This is a genomic window from Butyricimonas muris (assembly GCF_046365375.1).
GTDB lineage: Bacteria > Bacteroidota > Bacteroidia > Bacteroidales > Marinifilaceae > Butyricimonas > Butyricimonas muris.
Genome location: NZ_JBKEIT010000003.1, coordinates 114,110 through 138,173 on the forward strand (window position 1 = coordinate 114,110; position 24,064 = coordinate 138,173).

Genomic DNA, 24,064 nt, shown 5'->3' on the forward strand with positions numbered 1-24,064 from the left:
TTTAAAACGTGAAGCCGCAATGTGCCTGTAAGGTTTCCCGTTGAAGGTCGCCCTTGAAGGCATCATGCCGCCAGTTGATTTTGATAAAAATGCCTTTGTCCCCGCGGGAAAGCGTGTAATCCCAGCGAAGTGAAATATCGGAAGCCCAGCTGTCGGTTGAGAGGTTCGCGTATACCGTGTTTACCGGTTCCAGCAGGCGTCGCGTGGTTTCGTCTATATCTGTTAATTGTAATTCCGCGTCCGTGTTGTAGCGGTATTCACCTTCCGCATCGAGGCGGAAAGTGGATTTCTTTATGCTTTTAGCGAGTGATACATTCATTCGTCCGGTCAAGTCGTTCAGTTTCATGAGTCGGGCAGGGTCGAGGTAAGTCATCTTGAACGTGTTCATCTCTGCTTGCGGCAGAATGTTCCACGAGAATTGCTTTTCCCTGTATTCTCTGCCGTACAGGAAAGAGAGTGAGAGGTTGTTTCTCTTGACGGATAATTGTTCCGTGCTGCCGATTTGCGGGTAAACACCCGTGGTGGGGTCGCCGAAAAGGTTCTCCGTGCCCTTGCGGTTCCGGTAGCTGCCGTTGAGTTTTAGTCCCCATTGTTCGCGAGGGGTACGTGTCATGTACGCTACCTCGGCTTTTATTTCGTCTTGGTTCAGTTCGTTCAGAGGCAGGTTGTTGAGGGTGGAGATGATTTTCTCGAAAGTGAATCGCTCGTATTCGACAGCCGCGGAAAGTCCTTTTTTAGCGCAGGGAAAGAGTTCGACGCTTGCCCCGTACTGGTGCCCGTTATAGTAAACACTGGAGTTTTTACCGTAGAATCGGCGGGAGTCCGTTCCCAGTCCAAAGAGATGGTATTCGGTAAGTGTACCGAGTTCATTGTAGTATTTAACGTCGTTTGTCTGCTTGTATTTGCCCGCGTGGATGGCAAGACCGACGTCATAACGCCGTGTTATTCTCGCGGAGATGCCCACGGAGCCTTTGAGGTCGGAAACCACGTTTTTAGGACGGGGATCCCGATTACGATACTCGATGAGTGCCCTGTAATTGGCGAATATACCCCACGTGAAGCGTTTGCCCGCTTGCGCGTACCCTCCGGCGAAGTAGTATTCTTCGGTTTTCAGGTTACCGCCCAGCGTGTCCGCCATGACGTAAGGATAGACGGTTAAAAAATCAGAGGTCTCGTTCCATTGCACGTTGTTCCGTTTCCCGTTTTTGTAATATGCATTGCCCCAAGTTTTGCTATTTGCCCGTAATGAAATATATGACGATACGTTAAAATTAAAATTCTGAGTCTTTGAACCTAACTGGGGCAGGAGTGCCTTGTCGGCACTCGTTTGCTCCCAGCCAATTTGTAATTCGGTCAATGAAAAAGAATGAGCGTAATATTGTAATGCCGGGTTGCGGTACGCTTGTGACACGAAGTTTTCTCCCGGGGAGAAAAATACCCGCGTGCGGGTGTTTACCGAAAGGGTATCCTGTGCCCGACTACTTGAGAATAAAACGGTTAAACTGAAAATCAGAATGAATAAAGACCTCATGATTTACTTGTTTAATAATAGTTATTTAGCTAATGAAGGAACGGCATCCGCCTCGAAGTCTAAGGTCGAATTGTTCGTGTCTTGTAATTTCTCTATCCCGTTGACGGTGGTCGGCAGCACTTTCCGGCGTACGCTTTTGTTGTAACGGTTCAGATCTTTGTCAATTTCACCGCAGTGAGTCCAGCCCATGTCCAAGGAAGGAGAGGTTACGATCCATTGGAATTCGGCAGGGATGGTCATGTTCACGGCATCGATGATGTACTCGTTCGGCACTTGGAGGCAATCTCCATCCATGGGTATCACGTGTTCGCCAAAGACGAAGGTGTACTCGTAATGATACATATTGACAGAATCAAGTACGTACTCCTCTATATTCGGGATACGGGCGAGGGCCATACTTTTAGATCCCCGGTTGTGGAAAAGGAATCTATCGTAGGGTGTCTTGATATTCGTTACAGCGGGGTTGTCAATATCGTTTGTTTCGTCATAGAATATCTCGAAGTCCGCCTTACTCAAGTCGAACGACTGCGAGTTCGCTTCGCGATGGTCGATGCCGTTGTCGGCGATGATGATCGATTCGCCGGGTTGCACGGGATACACCGTGCCGTCGCCGGGGATGGTGATAATAGCACTTACCGCCATGGCTTTGCTCATGATGTCCGGGGTGTAGTCTTGTTTGGTAACCGTCAGGAATTCTGACACCAATACGGAAAGTCCGTCAGCGTAAAGGACCGTGTCGGAGTTGTTGTAGATTTTGATAAACTTATCCCCGTCATATTGTTTGCCTTCAGGAGTGGTTGTTCCGGTAAAAAATATTTCGGCAATCACGAAATCCGATAATTCTTGAGATAAGAACAAGGTCAACGAGGATGAGGCAGTTTCTCCGGTGATGTTCACGGATTCTTTGTAACCTTTGATTTTGGTATTCATTTCTTGTTCTTCGAAAGAGTATTTCACGTTACCTTCAATCGTGATATGATATATTCCTTCGGTTAATTCGACTTCAAGCTGATTACCGGAGAAAGCGTTACTCGTGGTCGTTCTTCCCGTGTTGATGTTCTTGAAGCTGGCCGTCAGGTTGCTAACCGACGGATCGGTTAGGTCTTTCGGGTTTTCTGTCGTAAGGGTAAAGACCGTTGTCCGGATCGAATTGTTATCATCGTTACAGGATGATAAGCTGAAGATGCTTGTTACAATTAAGCTGAAAATAATAAAATACTGTTTCATTTTATGGTGTTATTTAATGGTTATAGATTCAAGTTCAGTTCCATGCCGAAATAGGGCGTCACGTAATGTCTGACGGATAAATTGTTTTCCTTGTAATCCGGGTTATAATCAAGTATGTTATTCACGAACAATGACAAGTTTATTTTATCCCGCATAAATTTTTTGGTTGCTTTAAAATGTACGCTAATGGAAATGGGGTCTGTCCTTTTTATGAATAGTTCTTTATTATACTGTTTCACGAGGTACTGGAGCACGGGATCAGAGAGATTATCTGCCGTGAAATCGTGTTCTATCCCGTCTATACTCACGTATTTTAATGGCGTTCCGCTTTTCCATTTGCTTTGCTGGCTGGAAATCCACAAGCACTGCACGAATGTTGCAAAGCTAAGTCCCAAGGGACGGATATACGTGTCGAACGCGAAGTTCGTGTTGAATTGCTGTTTGATGTACCCGTCATCATCCGGGTACAGGGCGACGTATTTGATTTGTGCCCCGTTTATGAGCGTACTTTCATTCCGGTAGACGGGATGACTGTTGTGATAGGTCGATTTGAACCATGCCCCGTTTATCGTGATCTTGGTGCGAATGCTTTCGATGCGTTTGGATGTGTACTGGTACTCAATTCCTTCCTTGATGATCATGCTGCCGTTGGTGGTTTGACCGAAGGTGTAAATCACGGTGTCTGTGCTGTAAGGGAGCGTGTTGATATCCGGGGGTGTTTGTATGGAACCGGGATCAAGTGCGGAAGCATCGTATTTTTTGTAATCGAAAGTACGCCAGAAGGAAGAAGTACGGAAACCGGATGTCATTTTTTCTCTGAAGTAGGTCATGGAGAAGTTGTTTTGACTGTAATCGAAGTCAAATCGAACTTCCCATTTGCGATTGCGCGCAGGTTCTAGTTTAAAATTGGTGACGTCTACTTTATAAGTCATCATGTTCAATCGGCGGTACTCTTCATTCGTGTGGTAGTAATTCAATTGTGTGAGATCCACGTATCGAGTATCCGGGTAGAGTTGTGTCATGACGGGCATTTTCGTGTTCCAGCCGATACCCCCGGCAAGTTGGATATTCAGGATTCTGTTGAACAAGTAGGTGGTCGGGAATTTCCATAATAAATTTACCCGCGGGTCGAAATAAGTTTTACCGTTAATCTTGTATTCTTTGTCAATGTTCAATGGGGTAAGGGTACGGACACCTCCTGCCGCTTGGAAATTGTGTGTACCCACGGGTACGGTTATCCTGTCTTCGATGAAGAATGCCAGCGTGTGTTCTGCCGGGATGTCGTCATACGGGCGGGGACGTGCTTTCATCGAGGGGTAGAGAGGACGGGTCAAGTTATATACCTGTCCTTTCCCCAAGTTTTTATTCATCCTCCATTCGGCACCTATTTTCATTGCGTTTTCTACTCCCGATATGTTGAATCCCAGTTCTCCCATCGCTTTGCTATAAGCGTTCAACGGTTGACCGTCTACTTTCAGGTGTGCCGTGTAGCGGTAGGGAAGAAATATTCCATCGTGTTCCCCTTCTTCCGTGTTGTCGGGAATAGGGGTGTCCTTGTCAAGGGAAATGTATTTCGTACGTTTGATTTGGTCTTTCGAGTAATCTATTGCCGCGGATAGCGAGAGGCTTTTTAGCAATTGGTTATTCGTGAAATTCCAGTATAGAGAATTGGCTAGAGCCATGCGGTTGTAAGTCGATTTGTATTTATCTATTTTTTTGTGCGAGAGTTCCGGATCGTTCTTGGCATTATCGAACGAACTTCCGTAGTCCGCGTTCAGGTTCCACGTCAATATATTCCAAGTACGCCCGATGCGTACGGAGCCCGTGAGGCGCTTGAATGTTTCGAGATTATTGCGGGGATCTATTTTAGAGTCCATATAGTCGATTCCGAAATTGATAGTCCAGCCGTTTCGGGTTGCCAGTCCTTTTCCGGCGTAGACGAGTTTGCTCCCGGCATCAGTTTTTAGGCGTATTTCCCACGGGTGGACTCCCGCTTTACGGGTGATTTTTACCAGTCCGCTCGTGAGTTCCCCGTATTCCACGGAAGGGATACCGCGGATGACTTCTACCGACTGTATGAAATCGGTTGACAGAGTTCTCGTATCGACACCTTTCCCGATACTGTTGCGGTTGTAGTCGTACTCGCCTTGATAGCTTCCCGGTATTTGCTGCATATTTGCGTCCGTGCTTAACGGAATACCGTCAATTAGAAAAGAAACCCCGAGTGAAGTTACATCGTAATCGGAACTGGATACCCCTACTTCACGCAATCGTATTTTGTTTACACTCCCGAGGGACGGATCTTTGGTCATCCCTCCCGGCAACAGAGAGAGAATATCCGTGAAACTTGACGGTTGCAGCAGATTCATGGCTTCCCGGTTTATTTTGGAAGAGGAGGTTAAACCTCGTGATTCGGATGCCGTGACAATGATGTCTTGTAACGTGATCGTGTCGATTTGCATGTGAAAAGACAAAGTTGTGTCCCGATGAATTGAGATTGTCCGGTGAAGGGGAAGATACCCGATAAACGACAGGCTCAAGGTGTATGTTCCCGGTTTGATGTTTCTGAAACTGAAACGTCCGTTTTTGTCGCTGACCGTGTTTAATTGTATCGTGTCGTTTTTTAGAGATACGGTGGTAAATTCCAATACTTCTTTTGATTCTTTGTCTTGTACGGTACCTTGTAAATGACACGTGTTTTTTTGCCCGAAACCGGGTAGGGTGAAAAGGATAAATGAAAATAGAATAAATAGCCTACATAATCTGTTATTTTTTATCCATGTACATTTAATAATAATCATATCTTTATTACAATTTGTTACTCGCGTATTATTGGTTGCCACGGTTGATTCCCTGTGAATATTTTTACGTCACAAAATTACGGCATCACAAAATACGAATCCATCACCATAAATGAGGATATTTAAAAAACGGCATCCCTATTTGTGGTGGTGTGTCTTTATGGCTTGTAACAGACTTGTTGTAAGATAATTGTACGAGTGTTGTAATGAATTGGCGTAGCGATTAATAGCTAATAGAGGTGAGTTTCATTTATTGATGTAGCGGCAGATTGGGAATTACCTATTCTGCCGCTACATCTTACCGTATAGAAAACGTTTGATTATTTCTTTTGCAGGTTATCGGCTTTTTCTTTTAAACGGGCAGCTCTTTCGGCACTTCCGGGGTGAGAAGAAAACATCTTTTGAATGAGATTCGCCTTCTCTCCGCCGGCTGCTGAAAGTTCAACCAGCTTATTTAAAGCTTTTGACATGGCATACGGGTCGACATTTTGCCGGATACAGAAATCAAAAGCGTAATCATCCGCGGCATTTTCTTGTTTTTGGGAGAATTGGGCACCCATGAATGCTTCGGCCAAATCGCCTAGTTGGGAGTCTGTTAATTTGGATACATTCTCGTTCAAGGCTCCCGCGGCGTTTTTAGCGGCAGAACGAAGATAAGCGTTTTTCATGGCGTTTTTGGAGTCGTGGTGAACCACGTGCCCGATCTCGTGTCCGATAACGGCAAGTACTTCGTCATCCGTCATGAGTTCCATTAATCCGGCGCATACCCGGATGCTACCGTCCCCGCAAGCGAACGCATTGACATCCACGACTTCATATACGCCGAAGTTCAACTTTAAACCTTCTATTTCCGGAAAGTTTGCCGTGATCTTGGCTAATCGTTTACCTAATTCACTATCCGGTGCGGCTAGTTTATTGTGAGTATCCATCCATTGCATGTACTCTTTGCTCATGCTTGCTATATCCTCATCGGAAAGAGTGATTGCTCCTGCCGCGTCCTTTCCGGCTTGAATGGCTTTTTTCGTGTCAATCTTCATTTTACCGATTTTGATTTGCGCCTGCAATGTCGTCACTCCGGCGACTAAAAAGATAAGTATAAATAAATTCTTCATTTTTAATTGTTTATGTTATTATGTATGTTTTGTTACGTATCTCTATTTTGGTGGGCAAAAATATATATTTCCCGTAGATAAGGCAATAGTTGCAGATTATTTGAAAAATATTTTCCCCCGTATGATTCGTGTAAAAGAAATTATATTACCTTTGCATCGTTCAAGAAAAAGGACTCGTAGCTTAATGGATAGAGCACTTGGTTACGGCCCAAGAGGTTGTGGGTTCGACTCCCGCCGAGTTCACTGGAATGTCTGAAACATGACAAGATAAAAAATCGGGAAATTTGTATAGTTTGAACAATTGCTATACTCGCTTGCGGAAATTCAAATTATCCGTGTTTTGTTACACCACGTTTTCTAAAAAACGACCGATTGCGGTTTGAATTTTTATGACTTGATCGCGAGATAAACCATCGAAATCCTGATCGTTAATTTGCACGTTATATTTAATCTTGGGAGCCATGCTTATTTTTGTTAGTGTTTCGCTTTTTACAATCATTGGTGTATCTTTTATCACCTCTATTTTCTTTTGAGCGTCATTTTCTTCCAGTAACAGGACGTCAAGATTGTTTTTTCTCGATTGTGTTGATTTGATTTTTTGAAGTTTCAGCCCCGGTATAGAACATTGTATATCCATTTTCTCGACTTGATTCAAGAACGAGGGAAGGGACAAGAATAAGTCCAGTATTACTGAAGAAGGAGTACTTTCTATTTCTACATTAAAGGCATAAGCGCTATAATTCGCATCAAAAATTCCGTCATTAAAAGTGGTTATCTTATAAATTTCGGTACTCTTTTCAAAATTAGGGGTTAAATCCTCGCTAGCCATGAGAATCTCATCTTCTCTATCCAAAAAATCATTTATCGCTTCATAAAGAGATTCCAAATCCTCGAGAGATAACCCGTGAATGGCTTCTTTTCCGGGTTTTAAATAATAACTCTGCCCGGGCTCATCTTGACTCGTGGCACAAGTGGGAATGTTGTCATTTTTCATGGTAATTCGTTTTTTGTTATTATAAAATCACTTGTTTTCCCGTAAAAAATCAGCCAGTGTTTTTTCAAGTTTTTCAAACTCGGGGGGAGATAATTTGTCCGAATTTTGTCCGTTAATATATAGCGTGTAGTAAAATGTAGGTTTAGCATCCCAGCAACCATGATTGATACCCTTTGAAACATCCATGTTATCATCAATTAGGTTTTCGCGCTCGTTCGCTAATTCGTCTTCTCGTATCTCTATCAGAAAATTCTCTCGATCCTCGTGAACCCATGTCAATCATCAATGTGTTGAAGACGTAATAGCCTCGTGTTATCCTTTAAAAAAGTTTGAAGCGCGTCAGAAAGAGCCTTTACCTGTGAATAAGTGATACACTGAATATTTCCGACAGAAGAAAAAATGTAATAATAAGTTCTTGGATCATCGCACGTTTCACCAAGATTCATATCCATTTCTATAGAAAACCAAAAATCTTTGCGATCTTCTTTCATTCTTTTGCGTGCTGTCTTTTCCCGCTCCCGAAATAATTTAATCCTGTGTTGCAGGGTTTCAAGTTGTTGCCTAGAGATGCCATACATTAACTGATTGCTTGTAACGATACAATAACTTTTCTTGGAATTATCCCCTTCTACAACGGAATTCATACGAGTCAAATCATCCATGATATGCTGTATTAGTGAAGGCAGAAAAAAAGACGGTTCCGCCTGTCCCGTTGATCGACACCGCAAGGGCCGAGGGTGCATTAACACTCCTCACGGGGGTACGGAAACCGCCGTATGGAGATAACAGGCATAAAAAATGCCTGTCATTAATTGGCAGGTTTCCCCGCCCTTGCGTTATGTCGATCAATACAAATATACAACTAATTTTTAATAGTGCGTTATTTTCTGGGAATTATTGCATGTAGATGCATGAAAACGCTTTTTACTTTGAATTCTGTGATTCTGTCAGTCTCGTCAAATAATATTTATCAACATGTCAAAGAACTTTTCTAATATAAAGATACTTCCCGCTTTACCCTTTTCCAACCATATTTCATAAAGAGCTCACGTGTTTTCACGAACACCCTCTTTTAAGACATGAACACGCTTTTAAGCAACCGATATCCCGTGCTGAATCCGACGTAATCAGTACAGGCAACTATATCATTATAGAATTACTCCCGTTTCAAAAACGCTCCCAAGCGCCTTTGAAACGGGAGTGATTCGAAAGTGATTCGTGTTTGACACAGGACTTCCACGGGTTCTCTTCGAATTTTGTCCGAATTCTTATATATCACATACCCCTACAACCGCCTGATGGTAAATCGAAAAGAAAAATCCCAAACATAAAGAGTGTATTTAATTGTACAGGTAATTCAGACGGTTTTTCTTTTCGTAGTAGAATCTTTGATAAAGACACTTCCCGTTTGCAGGATAACCGAGAGTATGATGATGCTGAGTCCGATATAAAAAGAGATGTTCAGTTCTTTCGCCTCGTTGAAGAGTAACATGGCCAGTAAGATGCTGTACACGGGTTCCAAATTGTAGCTTAGGTTGACGGTGAATGCCGAGATTGTTTTTAGTACTTGAATCTGGAGAATATACAACCCGATCGTACAGATTGACGCCAATAACAGCAGGTTGATGAAATCCGATAAATCGGGGAATATCGTTGGTACGGGAAAGTAGCTCAAGTAAAGAGGTAATAAACAGGAGAGTCCGATAAATCCGCCTGCCATTTCATATAATAGCAACGTGCTTGTCACGTGCTTGCTGCCGATTTTTTTATTCGTGATCGTGAAAAGGGCGGCGAGGGCGGAAGATATGGCACCCAGACAGATCCCGAGACGATAACGGGTGTCGAAATGGAAGATTAGAATAATGCCGAACAACGTCAACAAGCTGAACAGTATTTCTCTGATAGATATTCTGCGCCGATAAATTAGGGGTTCCAAAAATGCCGTGAAGAATCCTGTCAGCGAGAAGCATACCACCCCGATCGATACATTGGATGCCTTGATACTTCCGTAGAAGAAAACCCAATGAAATCCAAGGAGTAACCCGACACCACCTATTTTGAGCGTATCCCCGAGAGCGATCTTGTGTAATTCTTTCTTGAAATACAATATGATCGAGAATAAAAGAGTGGCGAACATCATGCGATACCAAACCAGCAATCCTTCGTTCAGCGTTATCAGTTTCCCGAATATTCCCGTTGCCCCGGCAAGAATGATAGATACGTGTAGTTTGATAAAGGCTTCTTTCATTTTATGTTATTTGTATGATTTTCGTCCGGAGCGAAATTATAATTTAATCTCTAAAAGAAGGATGAATCACGGTAAATAATTATACATTTGGAAGATGTAATCCATAATACGATGAATGCCATGACGACTTCTTACACGGAAGATATTTTGAAAGACGGGTTTGAACAACGGAGTATTTCGTTGCGGGATGATTACGAGGGAAAGGCTGTGAGCGTTTTGGTACGTCGTTTGGCAATAACGGACAAGGGGTTGGCGGTACTCTACATCCATGGTTTTAATGATTACTTTTTCCAAAAAGAGATGGCATTCCGGTTTAATGAACGGGGGATTCATTTCTATGCTTTGGATTTGAGAAAATACGGTCGTTCGTGGCTGCCTCACCAGAAATTCAATGATATCCGGGATTTGAGAACCTATTTTGAAGAGATAGAGGAGGCGTTGAGGATTATTCGTGAGGAGGGGATCCGGAAAACCGTGTTAATGGGACATTCCACGGGTGGGTTGATCATCATGCTCTTTGCCAAGGAAAAGCGGGACAATCCGCTTTTTGACGCTCTCGTGCTGAATAGCCCGTTTTTCGAATTTAACCAGAGTCGGGTGGTGCGAAAGTTATTGCCGTTGGTCGCTTGGGTGGGTAAATATATGCCGGAAATAAAGGTCGCGGGCGGATTCACGGAGGAGTACGGGAAGTATCTTCATCAGGCGTGTCTGGGGGAGTGGGATTATGATTTGACATGGAAACCGCATGTTGCACCCCGTGTTAATTTGGGATGGGTGCGGGCGATATATAAAGCGCAACGGGAGTTGATGAAGCCGTTTTCAGTAAATGCTCCCTTTTTAATACTACATTCTGAAAAGTCGGTTACGGATATTAAAGACAAGGAACAGATTCAGACCCGCGATTCTATTCTGAACGTGGAGGATATCAAACGGATTGCCCGAAATATCCGGGGCGATGTCGATATTGTCGCTATTCCCGGCGGTTTGCACGATTTGGTGCTTTCCGGGAAAGAGGTACGGGAAAACGTGTACCGGGAAATCTTTCGTTGGTGGGAGAGTTTAGGGTAATTATTCGTAAGGTTGGGGTCCACGCGTGGTTAATGGAGTATTTGGGTCATCATCGAAAGGAAGCGTGGACCCCGAGAGGCTCTTTTGAAACCCGTTCCGTTAGTCCGCGTTCGGAACGAGGTGTCCTCTTGCCTACGATTGGAGATCTTCGTGTACACATTGAGGTGAACAATCTGAATAGTTTGTATCGTTTACGTTGGTAAAAGTACTCCAAGGGTGTAAAGCACGGGGACTTATTGTCCCCGTGTTAAACAAATTTGAAAAAAAGAATGAACCGAATACAGTAATAATATATTTAAATTCGTGATGGTCATTCGTGTTTCGAGGGTTAGCTTTCATGGCAAAGGTTTTTATTTAATATTTATCTTTTTTGAACTGATGTAAAGTTATGAAAGATTGTTTTGTTTTTGTAGACGTAAATCAAGTACTCGCGGGAGCGTTTTTACGTGAACTGTAGAAGTTCTTTTTCTCGCTTGAATGATTGACAGAAGGAAAGGACATCCCTGTCAGATTTTCATTTTTAAGAAGCGGGTGAATGGGGCTAATGTTGGATGTTTATTTCAAGAGGAAAAAACAGGGTACTGTGTCGAAATTAGTCATAATATCGTTATTTTGTTTCAGAGGTTTCGCTTGAAAATCCTCTACTTTTGTAGAGGGTTGTTAAATAAATTATCGCACATGAACATGAAAGAAGTTACACTGTATGATGGTTTCCTCTCGGAATTGCGAAAGAGAATTCCGAGAGGAGCCGAGCTGACAAACACCTTGGTAGATATGCTGTATATCGAACGCGAGGCTGTATATCGAAGGTTGCGGGGCGAAGTTCCTTTTACTTTTATCGAGGTAATGACTGTTTCGAAAGAACTGGGTATCTCGCTCGATAATCTGGCACAAGCGGATACCGGGAAGAGCAGACCTTTTCAATTGAAATTGGTGGAGTACGCGAATCCGTTAGAGTCGGATTATAAGATGATGAGAGAGTTTATCAATTTGCTTGCCATGGTAAAGGACGGGGAGGATTGGGAAGCCGGACAGTCGACCAATATTCTGCCGAGGTCTTTTTGTTATTACTATTCCAACATTACACGCTTTTATCTTTTCAAGTGGTTGTACCAGTATAGCCATGTCGATTCATTAAAGCATTACAGTGAAGTGAAAATCACGCCACAGTTGGCAAGTATGCAACAGGAGTACTTGCGGGTTACCCGACAGCTTAAATCAAGTTATTTTATTTTTGATCATCTTGTGTTCCATTACCTCGTGACGGATATCAAGTTTTTCGCCAGTATCAATTTGATTACCCCGGAAGATGTTGTTGCTTTGAAGGAGGATTTAATGCATTTGTTGGATGATATGGAGCATTTCGCGGCGAAGGGACGTTTTACGGATACGGGGAACGAGATGCTTATTTATCTGTCCAATATTAATCTCGACACGAATTATTGTTATTTCGGTTCTCGTGATTTTCATCTGAGCATGTTGAAGGCTTTTACCTTGAATATGGTCACTTCACGGGATTCGTATACTTACGAGCGATTGCGTTGTTGGTTGCAGTCGTTGAAACGTTCTTCCACGCTGATAACCGTTAGCGGAGAGAAACAACGGGTGATGTTTTTCGAGGAACAACGGAGGTTGGTGGGAAGCCTTTGATGGTTTATGATTTCCGATTAGGTGAGTATCAACCTACCTAATCGGAAATTGCATTATTTATTTGAATAGTTTGTCTAATCCTTTCAGGATATTGTTTTTGAGTTCTTTGCCGGCTTCTTTTTGAATGGATTTCAACGCCTTGCTCAAGTCTGGTGTCACCGTGGGTTTGGATAAGGTTCCGCCTATCTTCACGTCCACGTCGAGAGATTTGATATTGTCGGCGCCGGGAATGGCTTTGAGTACGTTGTCAATGTCTTTCCCGAAATATTTGCGGGCGATGTTCATTGACATCACGTAATCCATTTTGCCGTCAACCGTTTGTGTTCCTTGGAACGTGGTCGGGTTACCCGCTATATTTGTCGTGAAAGGTTCAACCGTGATGTTTCCGTTGTTGATCTTGAAATCAACTTTCAAGTTCGCTATACTGAGGCGGCTTAATTCGTCGTTTTTCAGCAAGCTGGCGAGTTGCAGCATGGCCGGGTTATCCTTGATCAAGAATCCGGTTGTGGACAAACTGCCGCCACCGTTTGCCGTGGTCATGATCGGGCTCATTTCTTTGTCCAGTTCCGAACTGAATTTCATGGCTGCCGAGATTTTACCGCTACAATTCATGGCGATCGGGATACTTTCTTTGACAAACGAGAAAGCGTGGTAAGCGGAATTAATATCAATATCCGATATCCGCAGGTTGAGATCAACGGATGGTTTCGCCGGATTCGCGGTGTTGTACGAACCGTTCATGAGCAGATTGCCTTCCAGCATATCCATGCTCAAGTTCTTTAGCGTGGCGATACCGCCGTTTGTTTCGATGCTTCCCTTGATGGTTTTGATAACCAGACTGTCGTACAGGACTTGTTTGATGTTCGTGTTGAAAGCCAATTGGATATTCTTGGGAATGGCGATACCTTCCGGGGCTTCGGCATCAGAAGATTGAACTGCCGTCGTGTCTTTTACCGGGGCGGCTTCGGCATCAGATGTCGAACCGGATGTCGTGCTTGTCATAAATTCATTCACGTTGATCGTGTTGGATGTCAGCGTGAAGTTACCTTTTAATGTCTGGTCTTTAAACACGTAGGGCAGATAGTTTGCCACGTATCCTTGTAACCCGAAATCCGAAGATTTGATTTTGACCAGTAGATTCTGCAAGTTAAGACGCGCGGGTGTGATCGTTATTTCTCCCGACGGGACAGAGATGCCTTCCGGGAAATCCGCGCTCTTGAACAGTACGTTTTTCAACGCTATTTTACCGTTAGCGGTAAATTTCTCGTATTGTTCTTTTTCTATATACTGGTATTTCCCGTCGAAAGAAAGGTCGGTCGTCAATATTCCGCTAAGAGTGATGTCTTTAAGAGGAAGTGCTTTTTTCAAGCTCTCGAAGTTGATAACTCCTTTCATGCCCCCTTTGAATGTCGGATCGTCCAAGTTGGAAACCAATACATTCATGTTAAACGGGTTGTTGGCAACGGTGAACGTGAGCGTACTTAAGTTTGCCACGGTCTGTGCTACCGTCCCGCCCGGGTTGGTCACGTTCAGTTTCAGGTTTATTTTTTCTACCGATTCCGGTAATTCCGGGTATTTTAGGCTCGCGTTCAAGATATTGAAATGCAGGTTGATAGCCGGAAGATGATTCTCGTAATATTCTCCTTTGGCTTCCATGCTCAGTTGGAATTCACCGGAAGTTTTTACTCCCTCGAGTTCTTTTTGAAAATCTTTGGGTATTAAAGCGAGTAAACTTTCGAATTTCGTGTCGGGAGCGTTCAGTTTCAAGTCCATGGAGTATTTTTCGTTTTCCATGATACCGAAGCTGCCGATCAGGTCAAGTTTTAAATCGTTGAGCGCCATGTCATTCTTCTGAATGTTGAATTGCATCTCTTTTAGATTCGCGGCGATGTCCGCCTGCCAGTTGAAATCCGTGTTGTTTACCCACACGCTGTTGCCTTGGCGTAAAGAAATGTTTTTTAGGGAAAGCAGCACGTTGAGAATGGTGTTCGTTTCCGAGAAGTTCCCTTTCAGGTTCAAATTCACCGCGTCCACGTGAGCGAACGTTGAGGCTTGATAATCTTTATAATCCAATACCAGATTTCTGACCTCGATATTGTTGAAAGCGATAGCGGTTTCAGAGTCGGAAGCCGGTTCTTCTTTTGTCGCTTCCGGTTCTCGCGTTTCCACGTCTGTTGTGTCGGAAGGTACCATGATATCCCAATTGGCTTTTCCTTCGGCATTAACTTTTGGACTGAAGAAGCAGTCTTTGAGCAAAACGTTATTAATAATAATTTCATTCCCTGAAATAAGGGACTTTAAGTTCACCGATGCCTCGAAATACGGGATGTTGATCAACGTATCGCGGGTGTTATTTTCTTCCTTGGAAATCATCACGTCGTCTAAAGTAACGCTAAGATTCGGGAAATTCTTGAACATACTCAAGCCAACGTCGCCGATGGCCAGTTCCGCTTGAATATATTTAGAGGATTTTTCCTCGATCAATCGAAGTATGTCGCTTTTGAAAAAGACGGGGATAACCATAAGAGCGACAATAATCAGCACGATGATAATTGCTAATGTGATAAATACTTTTTTCATGTCTTATATATTACGTGTGTGTTATTGCAAAGGCAAATTCAAGCCATTGTTACAAAGTTATACAAATTATTTGAAGTAAGGTTTTATTTTTTGCAGTTTATATAACGGTAAAATTTTTTCCGAGTTTAAAATCGAGAAGTTGATTTTACCGAATTTCCGTTTGGCATTGAAAATGAGTTGCACGTCTTCGTAGGCGAGGTAGGGATGTTTCAGTACGGTTTTGAAGTCCATTGTGTCAAGGTTTCTTTGCTTGATCAGGTCTGGGTTTGCCGTAAAGTGGGAGAGGAGGGTATCTATATCGAGGTATTGGAATTTGATTTCTTTGAGTTGTGTGACGGAACGGAAGCCCCCGAGTTGCTCCCGGTAGCGAATGATTTTTGCGGCATAGTAGGGACCGATTCCCTTTATTTTTACCAGCATGGAACTGTCCGCCGTGTTTAATTCAATCGGGGAGGGGAGATGTTTTTTGACGGACGGGATGGAGGCTGTTGTCGTGTCGGGTGTTTCCGGACTCGCGAGCAGGAATAACCCGCACTCCGGTTTCCGGCTTGCTTGGGGCAAGACGAAAAGGGCAAGTATCATGATACCCAAGAATATAATTCCTCTTTTTTCCGATTTCCTTAAGGGCATAGTTTGTAAGGGTTTCTATTCTCTCGAGCGAGGTGAGAGATCTCTTGTCGGAATAGTTTCCCGGAGATCTTTCACCACGTTCGAAAAGTGTTATTTCGTGTTCGTTATAATGATACGATTGCTTCTGATGTCATTAAACGTTCTGTGTATTTGTTTGAAATTCGGTGTCGATTGCAAGGCACTTCTCGGGCTTAACTTGTTTTCTCCCGTGATTATGGCTATCGCTTTTGCCAACAAGGGTTCATTTTCTGCACCTAGTGTAGAGGCCGGGGGTAAGAGTTGGTCTTCCACTTCATAGTTGGGTTCTAATCCTTTCACTGCGTCCGAGGGATACCCGTCGACATTCGTGTATCTTGAAACGATTGGTGCCATTAGCCAATTCGAGAGTTCTTCATCTGCCACAATTTTGCCGTTAGTGTCTTCTTTCGTGGGTTGCATTAATGCCATTGTGGTAAACTTGCCATATGTTTTTTGTCCGATTCGGATGACTTCCATAAAGGGTTTCAGGCAGATCGCCGTGTATTCGGATGCCGAGATGGTTTCTCTGGTAGTGAGTATATAAACCCGTTTGTTGGGTAAATTCAAATTACAATCTACTTTTTTGAAATAACGGTGGAGTTGTGTATCGAATCGGGAATCACTTTCAAAGGCTTTTTGACATTCGGAGTTCCATTTTTCATATGATAAAAGCTCTCCTTCAATCGCTTTATCCGGCGGAGCGATAGCACTGCACATCAGGGCAGATGCTGCATCGTCACCCCCGTGGTTATACCGGAGGTCAAGAACGAGATCCGTAATTCCTTCTGTTTTGAAGTAATTAAAAGCGTCTTCCAGACTATTGTTAAAAGAAGAGGCGAAGTCCGTGTACATGAGGTAGCCGATCTTGTGGTTTCCTTTTTCGATAACCTTGCGAATGAGTACAGGATCTGTTTCCATTTTTTTTGAAGTTAGCGTAACGGGTGGGGTACCTTCATCAGTTAGTTCATTGCCGTTTATGATTTTACCCTTGGTGAGTTGAATTGTTCCGTTTTGAGTTAGTTTGTCAATATTATCTTTGGTGATATACGTGTAATTGATTTTGAGTATGATATCGCCTCTTTTTAATTTTCCGTCGGCAGGTGAATTGGGATACACGTATTTGACAATGGCTACATAATTGTCTTTGCCAACACCATAGTAAGCTAAGTCATAACCGAATGTTTCCCCCGTGTTGGTAAGGGATTCCATGAGCCCTTGTGCGTCGTCCGTGATAATGGAGGCAGAGTCTTTCGATGACAGTAATTTCTCGAAATATTCAATCGGATCTTTTTCTTTTTGAGGATCAATGGCAGGCATTTCTTTGTTCCAAAGGTAAAACATCGACATGTTGTCGTGAATGAATTGATTAGCCCGTAGAGTTAGTTCTTCTTCTTTCGTGAGTTTGTCATTATCATCATCGTCTTGACAAGCGATAAATACTGATAATAACACGAATAAATACGTGATTTTTCTTACGCCGTTCATATAGGTATAGTTTTAAGTTATGAGTTTTTAAATTTCGTGAAAATTAACGAGACTTCCAAGGATAAATTATAAAATAAAATTATTTCCGCTCTAAATAAATTAAAATGAATCCTTTACTTCTGTTTAGATAAAAAACTGAGAAAATAATGGAAAATAAATTTGTGAGAAAACTAAAAAGGTATACCTTTGCATCCGCAATTGAGAAATACAATTGAAGGATTCAATAGCTCAGCTGGTAGAGCACAACACTTTTAATGTTGGGGTCCTGGGTTCGAGTCCCAGTTGGATCACCGAAGGCGATTACGAGAGTAGTCGCCTTTTTCGTTGAAAATCAGAATGTTGTTCTGACAATCAGGGTTTATTCCTTTATAGGTAAAAAGTATGTTAAAACTATGTCTTAAATTGCCAAATTTAGGTCACTGTAACTCTACTTTTGTTACCATAGTGTTACCACTTGTGTTACCACTGTGTAATTAAAATTTTAAACCATGAGTTACCCAACAGCGAAGGTCGTTTTTGACAGAAAGCACAAGGCGACGAAAAAAAGGACAGGTTTAGTGCAAATTGAGGTTTTGCACGAAAGAAAAAAGAAAACTATTTCCACGGATGTGAAGGTGTATGCAGGGCAATGGAAAAAAACTACAATGGTGACAGGCAGAACTGATGCCTTTGAATTAAATGAACGAATTAATCTCATATTGAGTGATGTTCGGGAGTTTATAAATTCATTGATGAAAGAAAAACAAATTTTTTCCTTCGATAAATTACAAAATTACATTGATACTAAATGTAAGCCTAGTGACTCTTTTTTAGATTTTGTTGAAAAACGAATTGAGGAACGCAAAATTAAAGAAAGTACCAAACGGCAGCATCGAGTTATGTTAGCACGATTGCGAGAGTTTGGAATAATAAAAACTTTTGACGATCTGATTCTAAAAAACATCAAACTGTTGGACGACTATGAGAAAAAATTTGCGACGATGCAAACTACGGTTTATGCTTTCCACAAACGTGTTAAGGTCTATGTAAAAGAAGCTTATGATTATGATCTTATTGAGCGTAATCCATACGAAAAGTTTAGAGTTTCTCGTGGAGAACATAAGGTAAGACAACCTTTAACAGCAGAAGATGAACAAAAAATTGTAGAGTGTAAAATCCTTGATACCTCAATTGAGAATGTTCGTGATTGCTTTATGTTCTGTCGCTACACGGGATTGGCTCATGCAGACCTTTTGAAGTTTGATTTTAAGAAAGTAATAGAAGAAAATGGTAGGTATGTAGTTATTGATGCACGTGTTAAAACCGGAACTCCGTATAGATTGACATTGCTTTCTCCTGCAATAGCAATTTTGCAAAAGCATAACTCGTCTTGCCTACAATGACAAATCAACAATTTAATATGCGATTAAAAGTACTTGCGAGTTATGCGGGAATAGATCGAAAACTAACATCTCATATTGCCCGCCATACTTTTGCCACGTGGGCCTTGTCAAATGGGATAAGTATTGAAACATTGAGTAAAATGCTGGGACATAAAGATATTCGGACAACACAAGTCTATGCGAAAGTTCTGCAATTAGATGTATCCAAAGGATATGGTAAGTTACAACTTACTGTTAATGGATTTGATTGTGGGTTGAGTAATGTCGAAAGAATAGTATGTAAGTTTTAGAAATTGAATAATGAAAGCTATGGATTAGATTTTCCTTGAATGTATTCAGATAGAAGGATTGTTGACTATTAAATTGTGGTTGTTACGAAATGGATTTACTGGATTTAAAGGATGAGGTGGTAATTTGTCAGTAAAATAGGTAGGGGGTAGGGTACTCCTTACCTATTTTACTGGTTGTATTCTTTTAGAGTTTCGTGATTATTTTGTTTGTTCAGACCCGGGGAAATTTTCTTAATTTGATCTATTATACCATGTGTCATCAAATTTTTTATGATGTTTTTATATGTAGTTTCAAATTCGCCCCTAATTGAATGTTCTAATTGGCATAATGTGGCTCTAAACATAAAAAAAGAAACCTAGGGAGTTCTTTTATTATTATTTCACTTCTGCTTTGATCGTGCTTCGAAATGTATTCGAGCTTCTCTTGTAAGTGGTTTTACTTGTCCTATTTCGTTCTCTCGACCGTCTACAAGCAATAACAACACGGGTATTCCTTCATCTTTTGCTTTTGTCAACCATTGTACACATTCTTCTCCTTTTGTGTCAATAACAGGAAATTTATAGATATTATCATCTGAACTTTTTAAATTGGCTTCCCCATATAAAACAATAAGGTCCTTTATCTCGACCTTTAAAGGAGGCAACAACATAATATTGTCGGGAGCCATCCTAAAAATATCGATGCCACCATTAATAAACACGGACAAAAAACTCATTGTTTCTATTTCCCACTTTTCCAATTCTTTATATTCAACTTTATTTACACCATTCGGGTGGGCTGCTTGACTATTCCCAAAGCCAAGGATTGCAACTTCTCCAGTTTCCTTCAGCACGCATACTTTAGCAAGATATTTTTCAATATGCCGCATTCGAGTAGTATCATACAAAAAATAAATCTCGTATACCTCCTTCCTATATAACTTCGGCATCAAACCTTTAAAGAAAGAAGAATCTATTTTGTAACCACTACGATTTGTGAAATATCTTTCGTCTCCTCTTTTCAAAACAGCTTGTTTTGCTTTTTCAAACAAAATCTCTTCCCTATCATGTTTTGAATATTGACTCCACCAATCTTGTGCCAACAAGTTTGGTGAAATGAAAATGCAAGAAAGAAAAACTAAACTAACTAATACTTGTTTCACCATAATTCATATTCAATTCACTGGATCACATCCTCGTTTATTTTTATATTTTTCCAAAGTTTGGTATGTGTGCTGATAAAAATCATCAAACAACCAAGCACCTGATGTAGAATAATTGTAATAAGCTCCTGGCTTAAGTTCAACACTACCATCAAAACGAGTTCCTTGATACCAAACATCATGTGACTCGATACACGCTAGCCAATCAATAATATCCATTGTCTGTCCTAGTTCCGTAAAAAGAGTTGGATCATGTACTTTATTTATTATAGCTCCTCCTGGTCTATTTTGAACTCTAAACCAAGGTACTATATGGTACCCCCATATTACGTTACAACCTGGGGGAGCATAAATATACATTGTACCCTTTACCGCCGCCTTGCCACAAATATTTACCTCTTCGGAATCTAAAATATTCCGCATAATAATATGAGCATTAGCATAACAACCATCTCTATAATATTTGTTCAATTCGACACCAGAAGTTAAAAGTATCATCCAAATTCCCTCATCTGTAACCTCAGGCATTGACATACGTGGATAAACTCTAAAATCAAAATCATCAGTACGACTAAGAAAAGGTTGTTGTGAATAATTATCGATTTCTTTCTTTGATGCCTGCCGAACAAAAACAATCTCATCACTTCCCTTGATAGTTCTTATCTCAACAGGTTCTAAATCTTTTTCTCGAGATTTTATCCACTCTACACATTGCTTACTATTCTCATCCGTGAGATGAATTGTAAAAAGCGAAGCGATACCTTCTAGCGCAACTCTAGCAATTCCATTCTCGATTTTATGAATTTTAGGTATATAAAGTTCTGGCAATGATAAATCGACCTCCTTGGCTAACTCAAACTCAACCAAATCTTCTGATACGAGATCTTCATTTTGCCCACAAGATACTAGCATAAATGAAACTAGCAATCCAATAAAGAAATGACTACATACAAGTTTTTTCATAACACTATAATTTATTAGTTAATAAAAACTTACAAAACCATCACATTACAAATATAAAATATTTTTCCAAATAAACAAATTAAATTTAATGAATTAACACTTTGATCACGAGTAAAACTGACAAAAGCTAGAACTTATACATTATTCCGAAATTTAAGCCATTAGCCGCCTATTCTGTCCAGAAACCTATATCGTGGTAAAAGAACCCACCCCCGACGCTAACCGAATTAAAATCTAAAACAGAAGCCGAAACAAAAGGTACAAACACTCTTTTCTTTACTATCGTGGTTTCCTTGTGCATAGGAGTAAAGGCATAGGATAGTTTTTGTAATTCGTTATACTGCACGGATAAAGCAACATCCAACCTACCGGATTCGTTATCGAAAAGTAGTTTGTTGTATTCTCTAGTCCGGTTCCAATCTTCCACAGTCGCCGCAATCGTTGCCTCCCGATCGATCACGGGGACATCTTTGTATATCGTATCTGTCTTATACTTGTATTTGTATCGCAATTCACCCGCCAAATAAACGGTATCCGGAACAAGATTCGTTATCGTGTCCCGGATCGTTTTACCTTCCACGTTTTTAGTAATTACTTTTTCTTCAATAACGGAACGCCCGAGGAAGAATCCTATCATCAAACAGGCAATACAGCATATAATTAAGATTCTTTTCATTTCTACTTTTCTGTCAATTTAATAAATTTGCATCTCAAATAAACCAAATTACTTGGTTCAACAAACGCCGATCCTCGCACGGGGGAATCCTACTCACATACACACCTTCTAATATTCTCCCGTGCTTTCTTCTAATACAGCCAAATAACTTCTTGATCGTGCATCTCTAAATCATCGGCATGAACAAAATTCTTCGCGATACCTATCCGTTTGAATCCTGCTTTCAACAAAGCGTTTACAACCAAGAACCGATTCCCGGATGCATTACACCGAATATCAACCGCTCTTCCAAGAGTGTGCGCCCCAATTCCGGATCGCCCCTTGTTCTTGTCGTGTTCCGGACTCCGGAAAGCAGAAGTGAGAACGAAAGGTATTCCCGCTATCTCTCTTGCAGTATCCAGTTTACTCATGGTCGTTTGCTTCATGTCCTGCAATATAAAATGACTACGTTTGAACACTTCTCACTTAGTTAATTGATTGATTACAAATAAACTGCATCAGAAGATTTCAAGAAAATACTTAAAGAAATTACAAATGAGGTCGCACCTCGCCCACAAACATAAGTTACTTTAATGAGTGGGGGAGTAAAAATCAATAAGATATCAAATTATTACTACGATCTTAATCTTACAGGGAATAAATCAATGCTTGGCTCTCCATTTTCCAATTTGTGTTTTGTAAATACTGTTTCTTAAGGTATTATTTATAATATTGCACCTTTATATTAAAATATCAGTACTATGAGTAAGTTCAAGGATAGGATTATAAATAGAATGGATTTTACAATCCTAATTTCAATTTGTATAACTTTCATTTCTTGTTGGTATTATCTTAATACATATATAATGACATTTGATTCATTTATTTATTTTACGTTGTCAAAATATGTACTAATTTCTATCCATTATATACTAACTATATACATATTAGCCTTCGTTTATCTTTGTTATATAAAAGGGACTACATTGATTAATAGAAAGTTATTAAAAAAAAGATTACATTTTGATTTTGTTTTAATATTCATTTTCAAAACATGGATTTACCCTCTTGTTATCTTTGCATTCCTATTATGCATAATCCCTAAGAATGATTTTGTAGAAGTACCTCCAATTGCCTCGTTATTATTTTTTATATTGGGATTCTTTCTCATGTATTTTCAAGGGATAAAGAGATTTTATTTAGTTACACTATATGTTTTAGGTATAATCTATTTTTATAGAGGATCTTATTATGCATTTTTTGACCTAACAATCTTAGGTTTCATCTTAATATTTTGTAGTCGAATAGTTTCTGCTTTTTGGAAGAAGTATGCCAAATTACATGATATTTTTGAAAAAAATATGCGTTTTGCTTTTTGGATTCTTCTAACTTTTTTGTTTTTCATTTTTTCAATGAATAATATAAATAATGAAATACATATTGTTTCGGATAAAGTATTTTATAAATGTACAGATACTATTTACTTGTCAGCATCTATTCGAAGTTATTCATGGACGAGCGAAATAAAAAAACTGACAAACTATGGATATGAACCTAATGATACGATAGAGATACGACAAAATATGATTCCATTTAAGAAAAAAGGGATCGTTTATAAATTTCCTGCTAAAGATATTAAAACATGTGTTTGGATTGAGATTGATAACAGTGATATTATCCCATTACCATTGTTTTCACCTTATGGATATTTTATAAATTACGGACGAAAGAAAAGAGCTGATTTTATATCGGTACCATTTGTGCCATCTAATAAAAAGAGAGTACTTTTAAATATAGAATAACAATTATACATAGCAAGTAATTATTTTCTTGAATTAGAGTATTAATTGTGTTGAAAATAGGCAGTATCGTTTTTTAGGACGCAATTGTATTTGTTATTTTAGATTATATTGTTATCTTTGTTACAGATAATTGAATGACAATTTGCGACACAAAAATTGTGACCTAATTTGTGACCTAAACGATCTTTGATAGTTTAAAACGCTGTAAATCAGTGGATATTTTATAGAATTGGTGTTCCCAGTTGGATCACGGAAGGCTTTCTAAAACAATCGTTTAGAGAGCCTTTTTTTTATATTTGGTATCACAATGGTAACACGAGAATACTTTGGCTAGATCGAAAAACAGTTGAGATTGAGAATATTAATCATGTGTATCTTTTTATTTAAACTTATTGTTTTTAGGGATGCTTATCGATAATCCAATCCTTTCTTTATTGTTTGTCTATCTCTTCTCTCCACCTTATTGGCTTCATGATTACAGTAGAG

20 protein-coding genes and 2 tRNA genes are annotated in these 24,064 nt (G+C 40.5%); 7 read left to right on the plus strand and 15 right to left on the minus strand.

All coding sequences use genetic code 11. The features are described from left to right. Nucleotide 1: 1 nt before the first annotated feature. From ACK8P8_RS05825 to ACK8P8_RS05840, 4 genes are all read right to left on the minus strand, one after another. Nucleotides 2-1,531, minus strand: a complete 1,530-nt coding sequence (locus tag ACK8P8_RS05825) for a DUF6850 family outer membrane beta-barrel protein (protein ID WP_369860953.1) — start codon at nucleotides 1,529-1,531, stop codon at nucleotides 2-4. Nucleotides 1,532-1,552: 21 nt separating this feature from the next. After that, nucleotides 1,553-2,758, minus strand: a complete 1,206-nt coding sequence (locus ACK8P8_RS05830) for a DUF4876 domain-containing protein (RefSeq protein ID WP_369860954.1) — start codon at nucleotides 2,756-2,758, stop codon at nucleotides 1,553-1,555. 20 nt (nucleotides 2,759-2,778) lie between these two features. Further along, nucleotides 2,779-5,559 carry a TonB-dependent receptor gene (locus tag ACK8P8_RS05835; protein WP_369860955.1) on the minus strand — a complete coding sequence of 927 codons (2,781 nt, stop codon included), beginning with the start codon at nucleotides 5,557-5,559 and terminating at the stop codon, nucleotides 2,779-2,781. 320 nt (nucleotides 5,560-5,879) lie between these two features. Then, nucleotides 5,880-6,671 carry a M48 family metallopeptidase gene (locus ACK8P8_RS05840; protein WP_099292049.1) on the minus strand — a complete coding sequence of 264 codons (792 nt, stop codon included), beginning with the start codon at nucleotides 6,669-6,671 and terminating at the stop codon, nucleotides 5,880-5,882. A gap of 170 nt (nucleotides 6,672-6,841) precedes the next feature. On the opposite strand from ACK8P8_RS05840, the gene ACK8P8_RS05845 reads away from it, so the two are divergent. Continuing rightward, nucleotides 6,842-6,914 (plus strand) — tRNA-Arg (locus ACK8P8_RS05845). Between the two features lie 100 nt (nucleotides 6,915-7,014). On the opposite strand, the gene ACK8P8_RS05850 is transcribed toward ACK8P8_RS05845, so the two are convergent. The 4 genes from ACK8P8_RS05850 to ACK8P8_RS05865 form a co-directional block, all read right to left on the minus strand. Further along, nucleotides 7,015-7,665 carry a hypothetical protein gene (locus ACK8P8_RS05850; RefSeq protein WP_369860956.1) on the minus strand — a complete coding sequence of 217 codons (651 nt, stop codon included), beginning with the start codon at nucleotides 7,663-7,665 and terminating at the stop codon, nucleotides 7,015-7,017. A gap of 27 nt (nucleotides 7,666-7,692) precedes the next feature. Further along, nucleotides 7,693-7,944 (minus strand): hypothetical protein, encoded by a 252-nt coding sequence (locus tag ACK8P8_RS05855; RefSeq protein ID WP_369860957.1) that lies wholly within the window; start codon nucleotides 7,942-7,944, stop codon nucleotides 7,693-7,695. After that, a complete protein-coding gene (locus ACK8P8_RS05860; RefSeq protein ID WP_369860958.1) occupies nucleotides 7,941-8,327 on the minus strand; it encodes a hypothetical protein in 387 nt (128 codons plus the stop codon). Before ACK8P8_RS05860 ends, ACK8P8_RS05855 begins: the two co-directional genes overlap by 4 nt. A 695-nt stretch (nucleotides 8,328-9,022) precedes the next feature. Beyond that, complete coding sequence (locus ACK8P8_RS05865; protein ID WP_369860959.1) at nucleotides 9,023-9,913, minus strand: DMT family transporter; 891 nt, start codon at nucleotides 9,911-9,913, stop codon at nucleotides 9,023-9,025. An 87-nt stretch (nucleotides 9,914-10,000) separates the two neighbouring features. Between ACK8P8_RS05865 and ACK8P8_RS05870 the strand changes: the two genes are divergently transcribed. Continuing rightward, nucleotides 10,001-10,981, plus strand: a complete 981-nt coding sequence (locus ACK8P8_RS05870) for an alpha/beta hydrolase (protein ID WP_369860960.1) — start codon at nucleotides 10,001-10,003, stop codon at nucleotides 10,979-10,981. A gap of 678 nt (nucleotides 10,982-11,659) precedes the next feature. After that, nucleotides 11,660-12,631, plus strand: coding sequence for a hypothetical protein (locus ACK8P8_RS05875; protein ID WP_099292052.1), 972 nt, complete (start codon nucleotides 11,660-11,662; stop codon nucleotides 12,629-12,631). A 57-nt stretch (nucleotides 12,632-12,688) separates the two neighbouring features. Here the strand turns inward: ACK8P8_RS05875 and ACK8P8_RS05880 are convergent, their stop codons facing one another. From ACK8P8_RS05880 to ACK8P8_RS05890, 3 genes are all read right to left on the minus strand, one after another. Further along, nucleotides 12,689-15,211 carry an AsmA-like C-terminal region-containing protein gene (locus tag ACK8P8_RS05880; RefSeq protein WP_369860961.1) on the minus strand — a complete coding sequence of 841 codons (2,523 nt, stop codon included), beginning with the start codon at nucleotides 15,209-15,211 and terminating at the stop codon, nucleotides 12,689-12,691. Nucleotides 15,212-15,277: 66 nt separating this feature from the next. Continuing rightward, nucleotides 15,278-15,841, minus strand: a complete 564-nt coding sequence (locus ACK8P8_RS05885) for a ComEA family DNA-binding protein (protein ID WP_255469423.1) — start codon at nucleotides 15,839-15,841, stop codon at nucleotides 15,278-15,280. A gap of 90 nt (nucleotides 15,842-15,931) precedes the next feature. Further along, nucleotides 15,932-17,344 carry a S41 family peptidase gene (locus tag ACK8P8_RS05890; RefSeq protein WP_369860962.1) on the minus strand — a complete coding sequence of 471 codons (1,413 nt, stop codon included), beginning with the start codon at nucleotides 17,342-17,344 and terminating at the stop codon, nucleotides 15,932-15,934. A 217-nt stretch (nucleotides 17,345-17,561) separates the two neighbouring features. On the opposite strand from ACK8P8_RS05890, the gene ACK8P8_RS05895 reads away from it, so the two are divergent. The 3 genes from ACK8P8_RS05895 to ACK8P8_RS05905 all read left to right on the plus strand — a co-directional run bounded on the left by ACK8P8_RS05895 (nucleotide 17,562) and on the right by ACK8P8_RS05905 (nucleotide 19,016). Then, a tRNA-Lys gene (locus tag ACK8P8_RS05895) sits at nucleotides 17,562-17,634 on the plus strand. A 198-nt stretch (nucleotides 17,635-17,832) separates the two neighbouring features. Beyond that, nucleotides 17,833-18,726, plus strand: coding sequence for a phage integrase SAM-like domain-containing protein (locus ACK8P8_RS05900; RefSeq protein ID WP_369860963.1), 894 nt, complete (start codon nucleotides 17,833-17,835; stop codon nucleotides 18,724-18,726). Beyond that, nucleotides 18,723-19,016: a tyrosine-type recombinase/integrase gene (locus ACK8P8_RS05905; protein ID WP_369860964.1), complete on the plus strand. Its 294-nt coding sequence runs from the start codon at nucleotides 18,723-18,725 to the stop codon at nucleotides 19,014-19,016. The genes ACK8P8_RS05900 and ACK8P8_RS05905 overlap by 4 nt, the downstream gene beginning before the upstream one ends. A gap of 380 nt (nucleotides 19,017-19,396) precedes the next feature. On the opposite strand, the gene ACK8P8_RS05910 is transcribed toward ACK8P8_RS05905, so the two are convergent. The 4 genes from ACK8P8_RS05910 to ACK8P8_RS05925 form a co-directional block, all read right to left on the minus strand. Continuing rightward, entirely contained in the window at nucleotides 19,397-20,161 is a 765-nt protein-coding gene (locus ACK8P8_RS05910; RefSeq protein WP_369860965.1) for a hypothetical protein, read from the minus strand. Between the two features lie 9 nt (nucleotides 20,162-20,170). Then, nucleotides 20,171-21,121 carry a protein-glutamine glutaminase family protein gene (locus tag ACK8P8_RS05915; RefSeq protein ID WP_369860966.1) on the minus strand — a complete coding sequence of 317 codons (951 nt, stop codon included), beginning with the start codon at nucleotides 21,119-21,121 and terminating at the stop codon, nucleotides 20,171-20,173. Nucleotides 21,122-21,290: 169 nt separating this feature from the next. Beyond that, nucleotides 21,291-21,797 carry a hypothetical protein gene (locus ACK8P8_RS05920; RefSeq protein ID WP_369860967.1) on the minus strand — a complete coding sequence of 169 codons (507 nt, stop codon included), beginning with the start codon at nucleotides 21,795-21,797 and terminating at the stop codon, nucleotides 21,291-21,293. 131 nt (nucleotides 21,798-21,928) lie between these two features. Next, nucleotides 21,929-22,222 carry a D-Ala-D-Ala carboxypeptidase family metallohydrolase gene (locus tag ACK8P8_RS05925; protein WP_410025615.1) on the minus strand — a complete coding sequence of 98 codons (294 nt, stop codon included), beginning with the start codon at nucleotides 22,220-22,222 and terminating at the stop codon, nucleotides 21,929-21,931. 540 nt (nucleotides 22,223-22,762) lie between these two features. Here ACK8P8_RS05925 and ACK8P8_RS05930 point away from each other — a divergent pair. Next, the gene (locus ACK8P8_RS05930; protein WP_369860742.1) at nucleotides 22,763-23,578 is read left to right on the plus strand and encodes a hypothetical protein; all 816 of its coding nucleotides are present in this window, start codon (nucleotides 22,763-22,765) and stop codon (nucleotides 23,576-23,578) included. The last annotated feature ends 486 nt before the right edge of the window (nucleotides 23,579-24,064 follow it).

Excerpts from the sequence above, each read along its gene's own strand:
- ACK8P8_RS05825 (WP_369860953.1), bottom strand. The coding sequence starts at position 1,531 with ATGAGGTCTTTATTCATTCTGATTTTCAGTTTAACCGTTTTATTCTCA.
- ACK8P8_RS05830 (WP_369860954.1), bottom strand. The coding sequence starts at position 2,758 with ATGAAACAGTATTTTATTATTTTCAGCTTAATTGTAACAAGCATCTTC.
- ACK8P8_RS05835 (WP_369860955.1), bottom strand. The coding sequence starts at position 5,559 with ATGATTATTATTAAATGTACATGGATAAAAAATAACAGATTATGTAGG.
- ACK8P8_RS05840 (WP_099292049.1), bottom strand. The coding sequence starts at position 6,671 with ATGAAGAATTTATTTATACTTATCTTTTTAGTCGCCGGAGTGACGACA.
- ACK8P8_RS05850 (WP_369860956.1), bottom strand. The coding sequence starts at position 7,665 with ATGAAAAATGACAACATTCCCACTTGTGCCACGAGTCAAGATGAGCCC.
- ACK8P8_RS05860 (WP_369860958.1), bottom strand. The coding sequence starts at position 8,327 with ATGGATGATTTGACTCGTATGAATTCCGTTGTAGAAGGGGATAATTCC.
- ACK8P8_RS05865 (WP_369860959.1), bottom strand. The coding sequence starts at position 9,913 with ATGAAAGAAGCCTTTATCAAACTACACGTATCTATCATTCTTGCCGGG.
- ACK8P8_RS05875 (WP_099292052.1), top strand. The coding sequence starts at position 11,660 with ATGAACATGAAAGAAGTTACACTGTATGATGGTTTCCTCTCGGAATTG.
- ACK8P8_RS05880 (WP_369860961.1), bottom strand. The coding sequence starts at position 15,211 with ATGAAAAAAGTATTTATCACATTAGCAATTATCATCGTGCTGATTATT.
- ACK8P8_RS05885 (WP_255469423.1), bottom strand. The coding sequence starts at position 15,841 with ATGCCCTTAAGGAAATCGGAAAAAAGAGGAATTATATTCTTGGGTATC.
- ACK8P8_RS05890 (WP_369860962.1), bottom strand. The coding sequence starts at position 17,344 with ATGAACGGCGTAAGAAAAATCACGTATTTATTCGTGTTATTATCAGTA.
- ACK8P8_RS05900 (WP_369860963.1), top strand. The coding sequence starts at position 17,833 with ATGAGTTACCCAACAGCGAAGGTCGTTTTTGACAGAAAGCACAAGGCG.
- ACK8P8_RS05905 (WP_369860964.1), top strand. The coding sequence starts at position 18,723 with ATGACAAATCAACAATTTAATATGCGATTAAAAGTACTTGCGAGTTAT.
- ACK8P8_RS05910 (WP_369860965.1), bottom strand. The coding sequence starts at position 20,161 with ATGGTGAAACAAGTATTAGTTAGTTTAGTTTTTCTTTCTTGCATTTTC.
- ACK8P8_RS05915 (WP_369860966.1), bottom strand. The coding sequence starts at position 21,121 with ATGAAAAAACTTGTATGTAGTCATTTCTTTATTGGATTGCTAGTTTCA.
- ACK8P8_RS05920 (WP_369860967.1), bottom strand. The coding sequence starts at position 21,797 with ATGAAAAGAATCTTAATTATATGCTGTATTGCCTGTTTGATGATAGGA.
- ACK8P8_RS05925 (WP_410025615.1), bottom strand. The coding sequence starts at position 22,222 with ATGAAGCAAACGACCATGAGTAAACTGGATACTGCAAGAGAGATAGCG.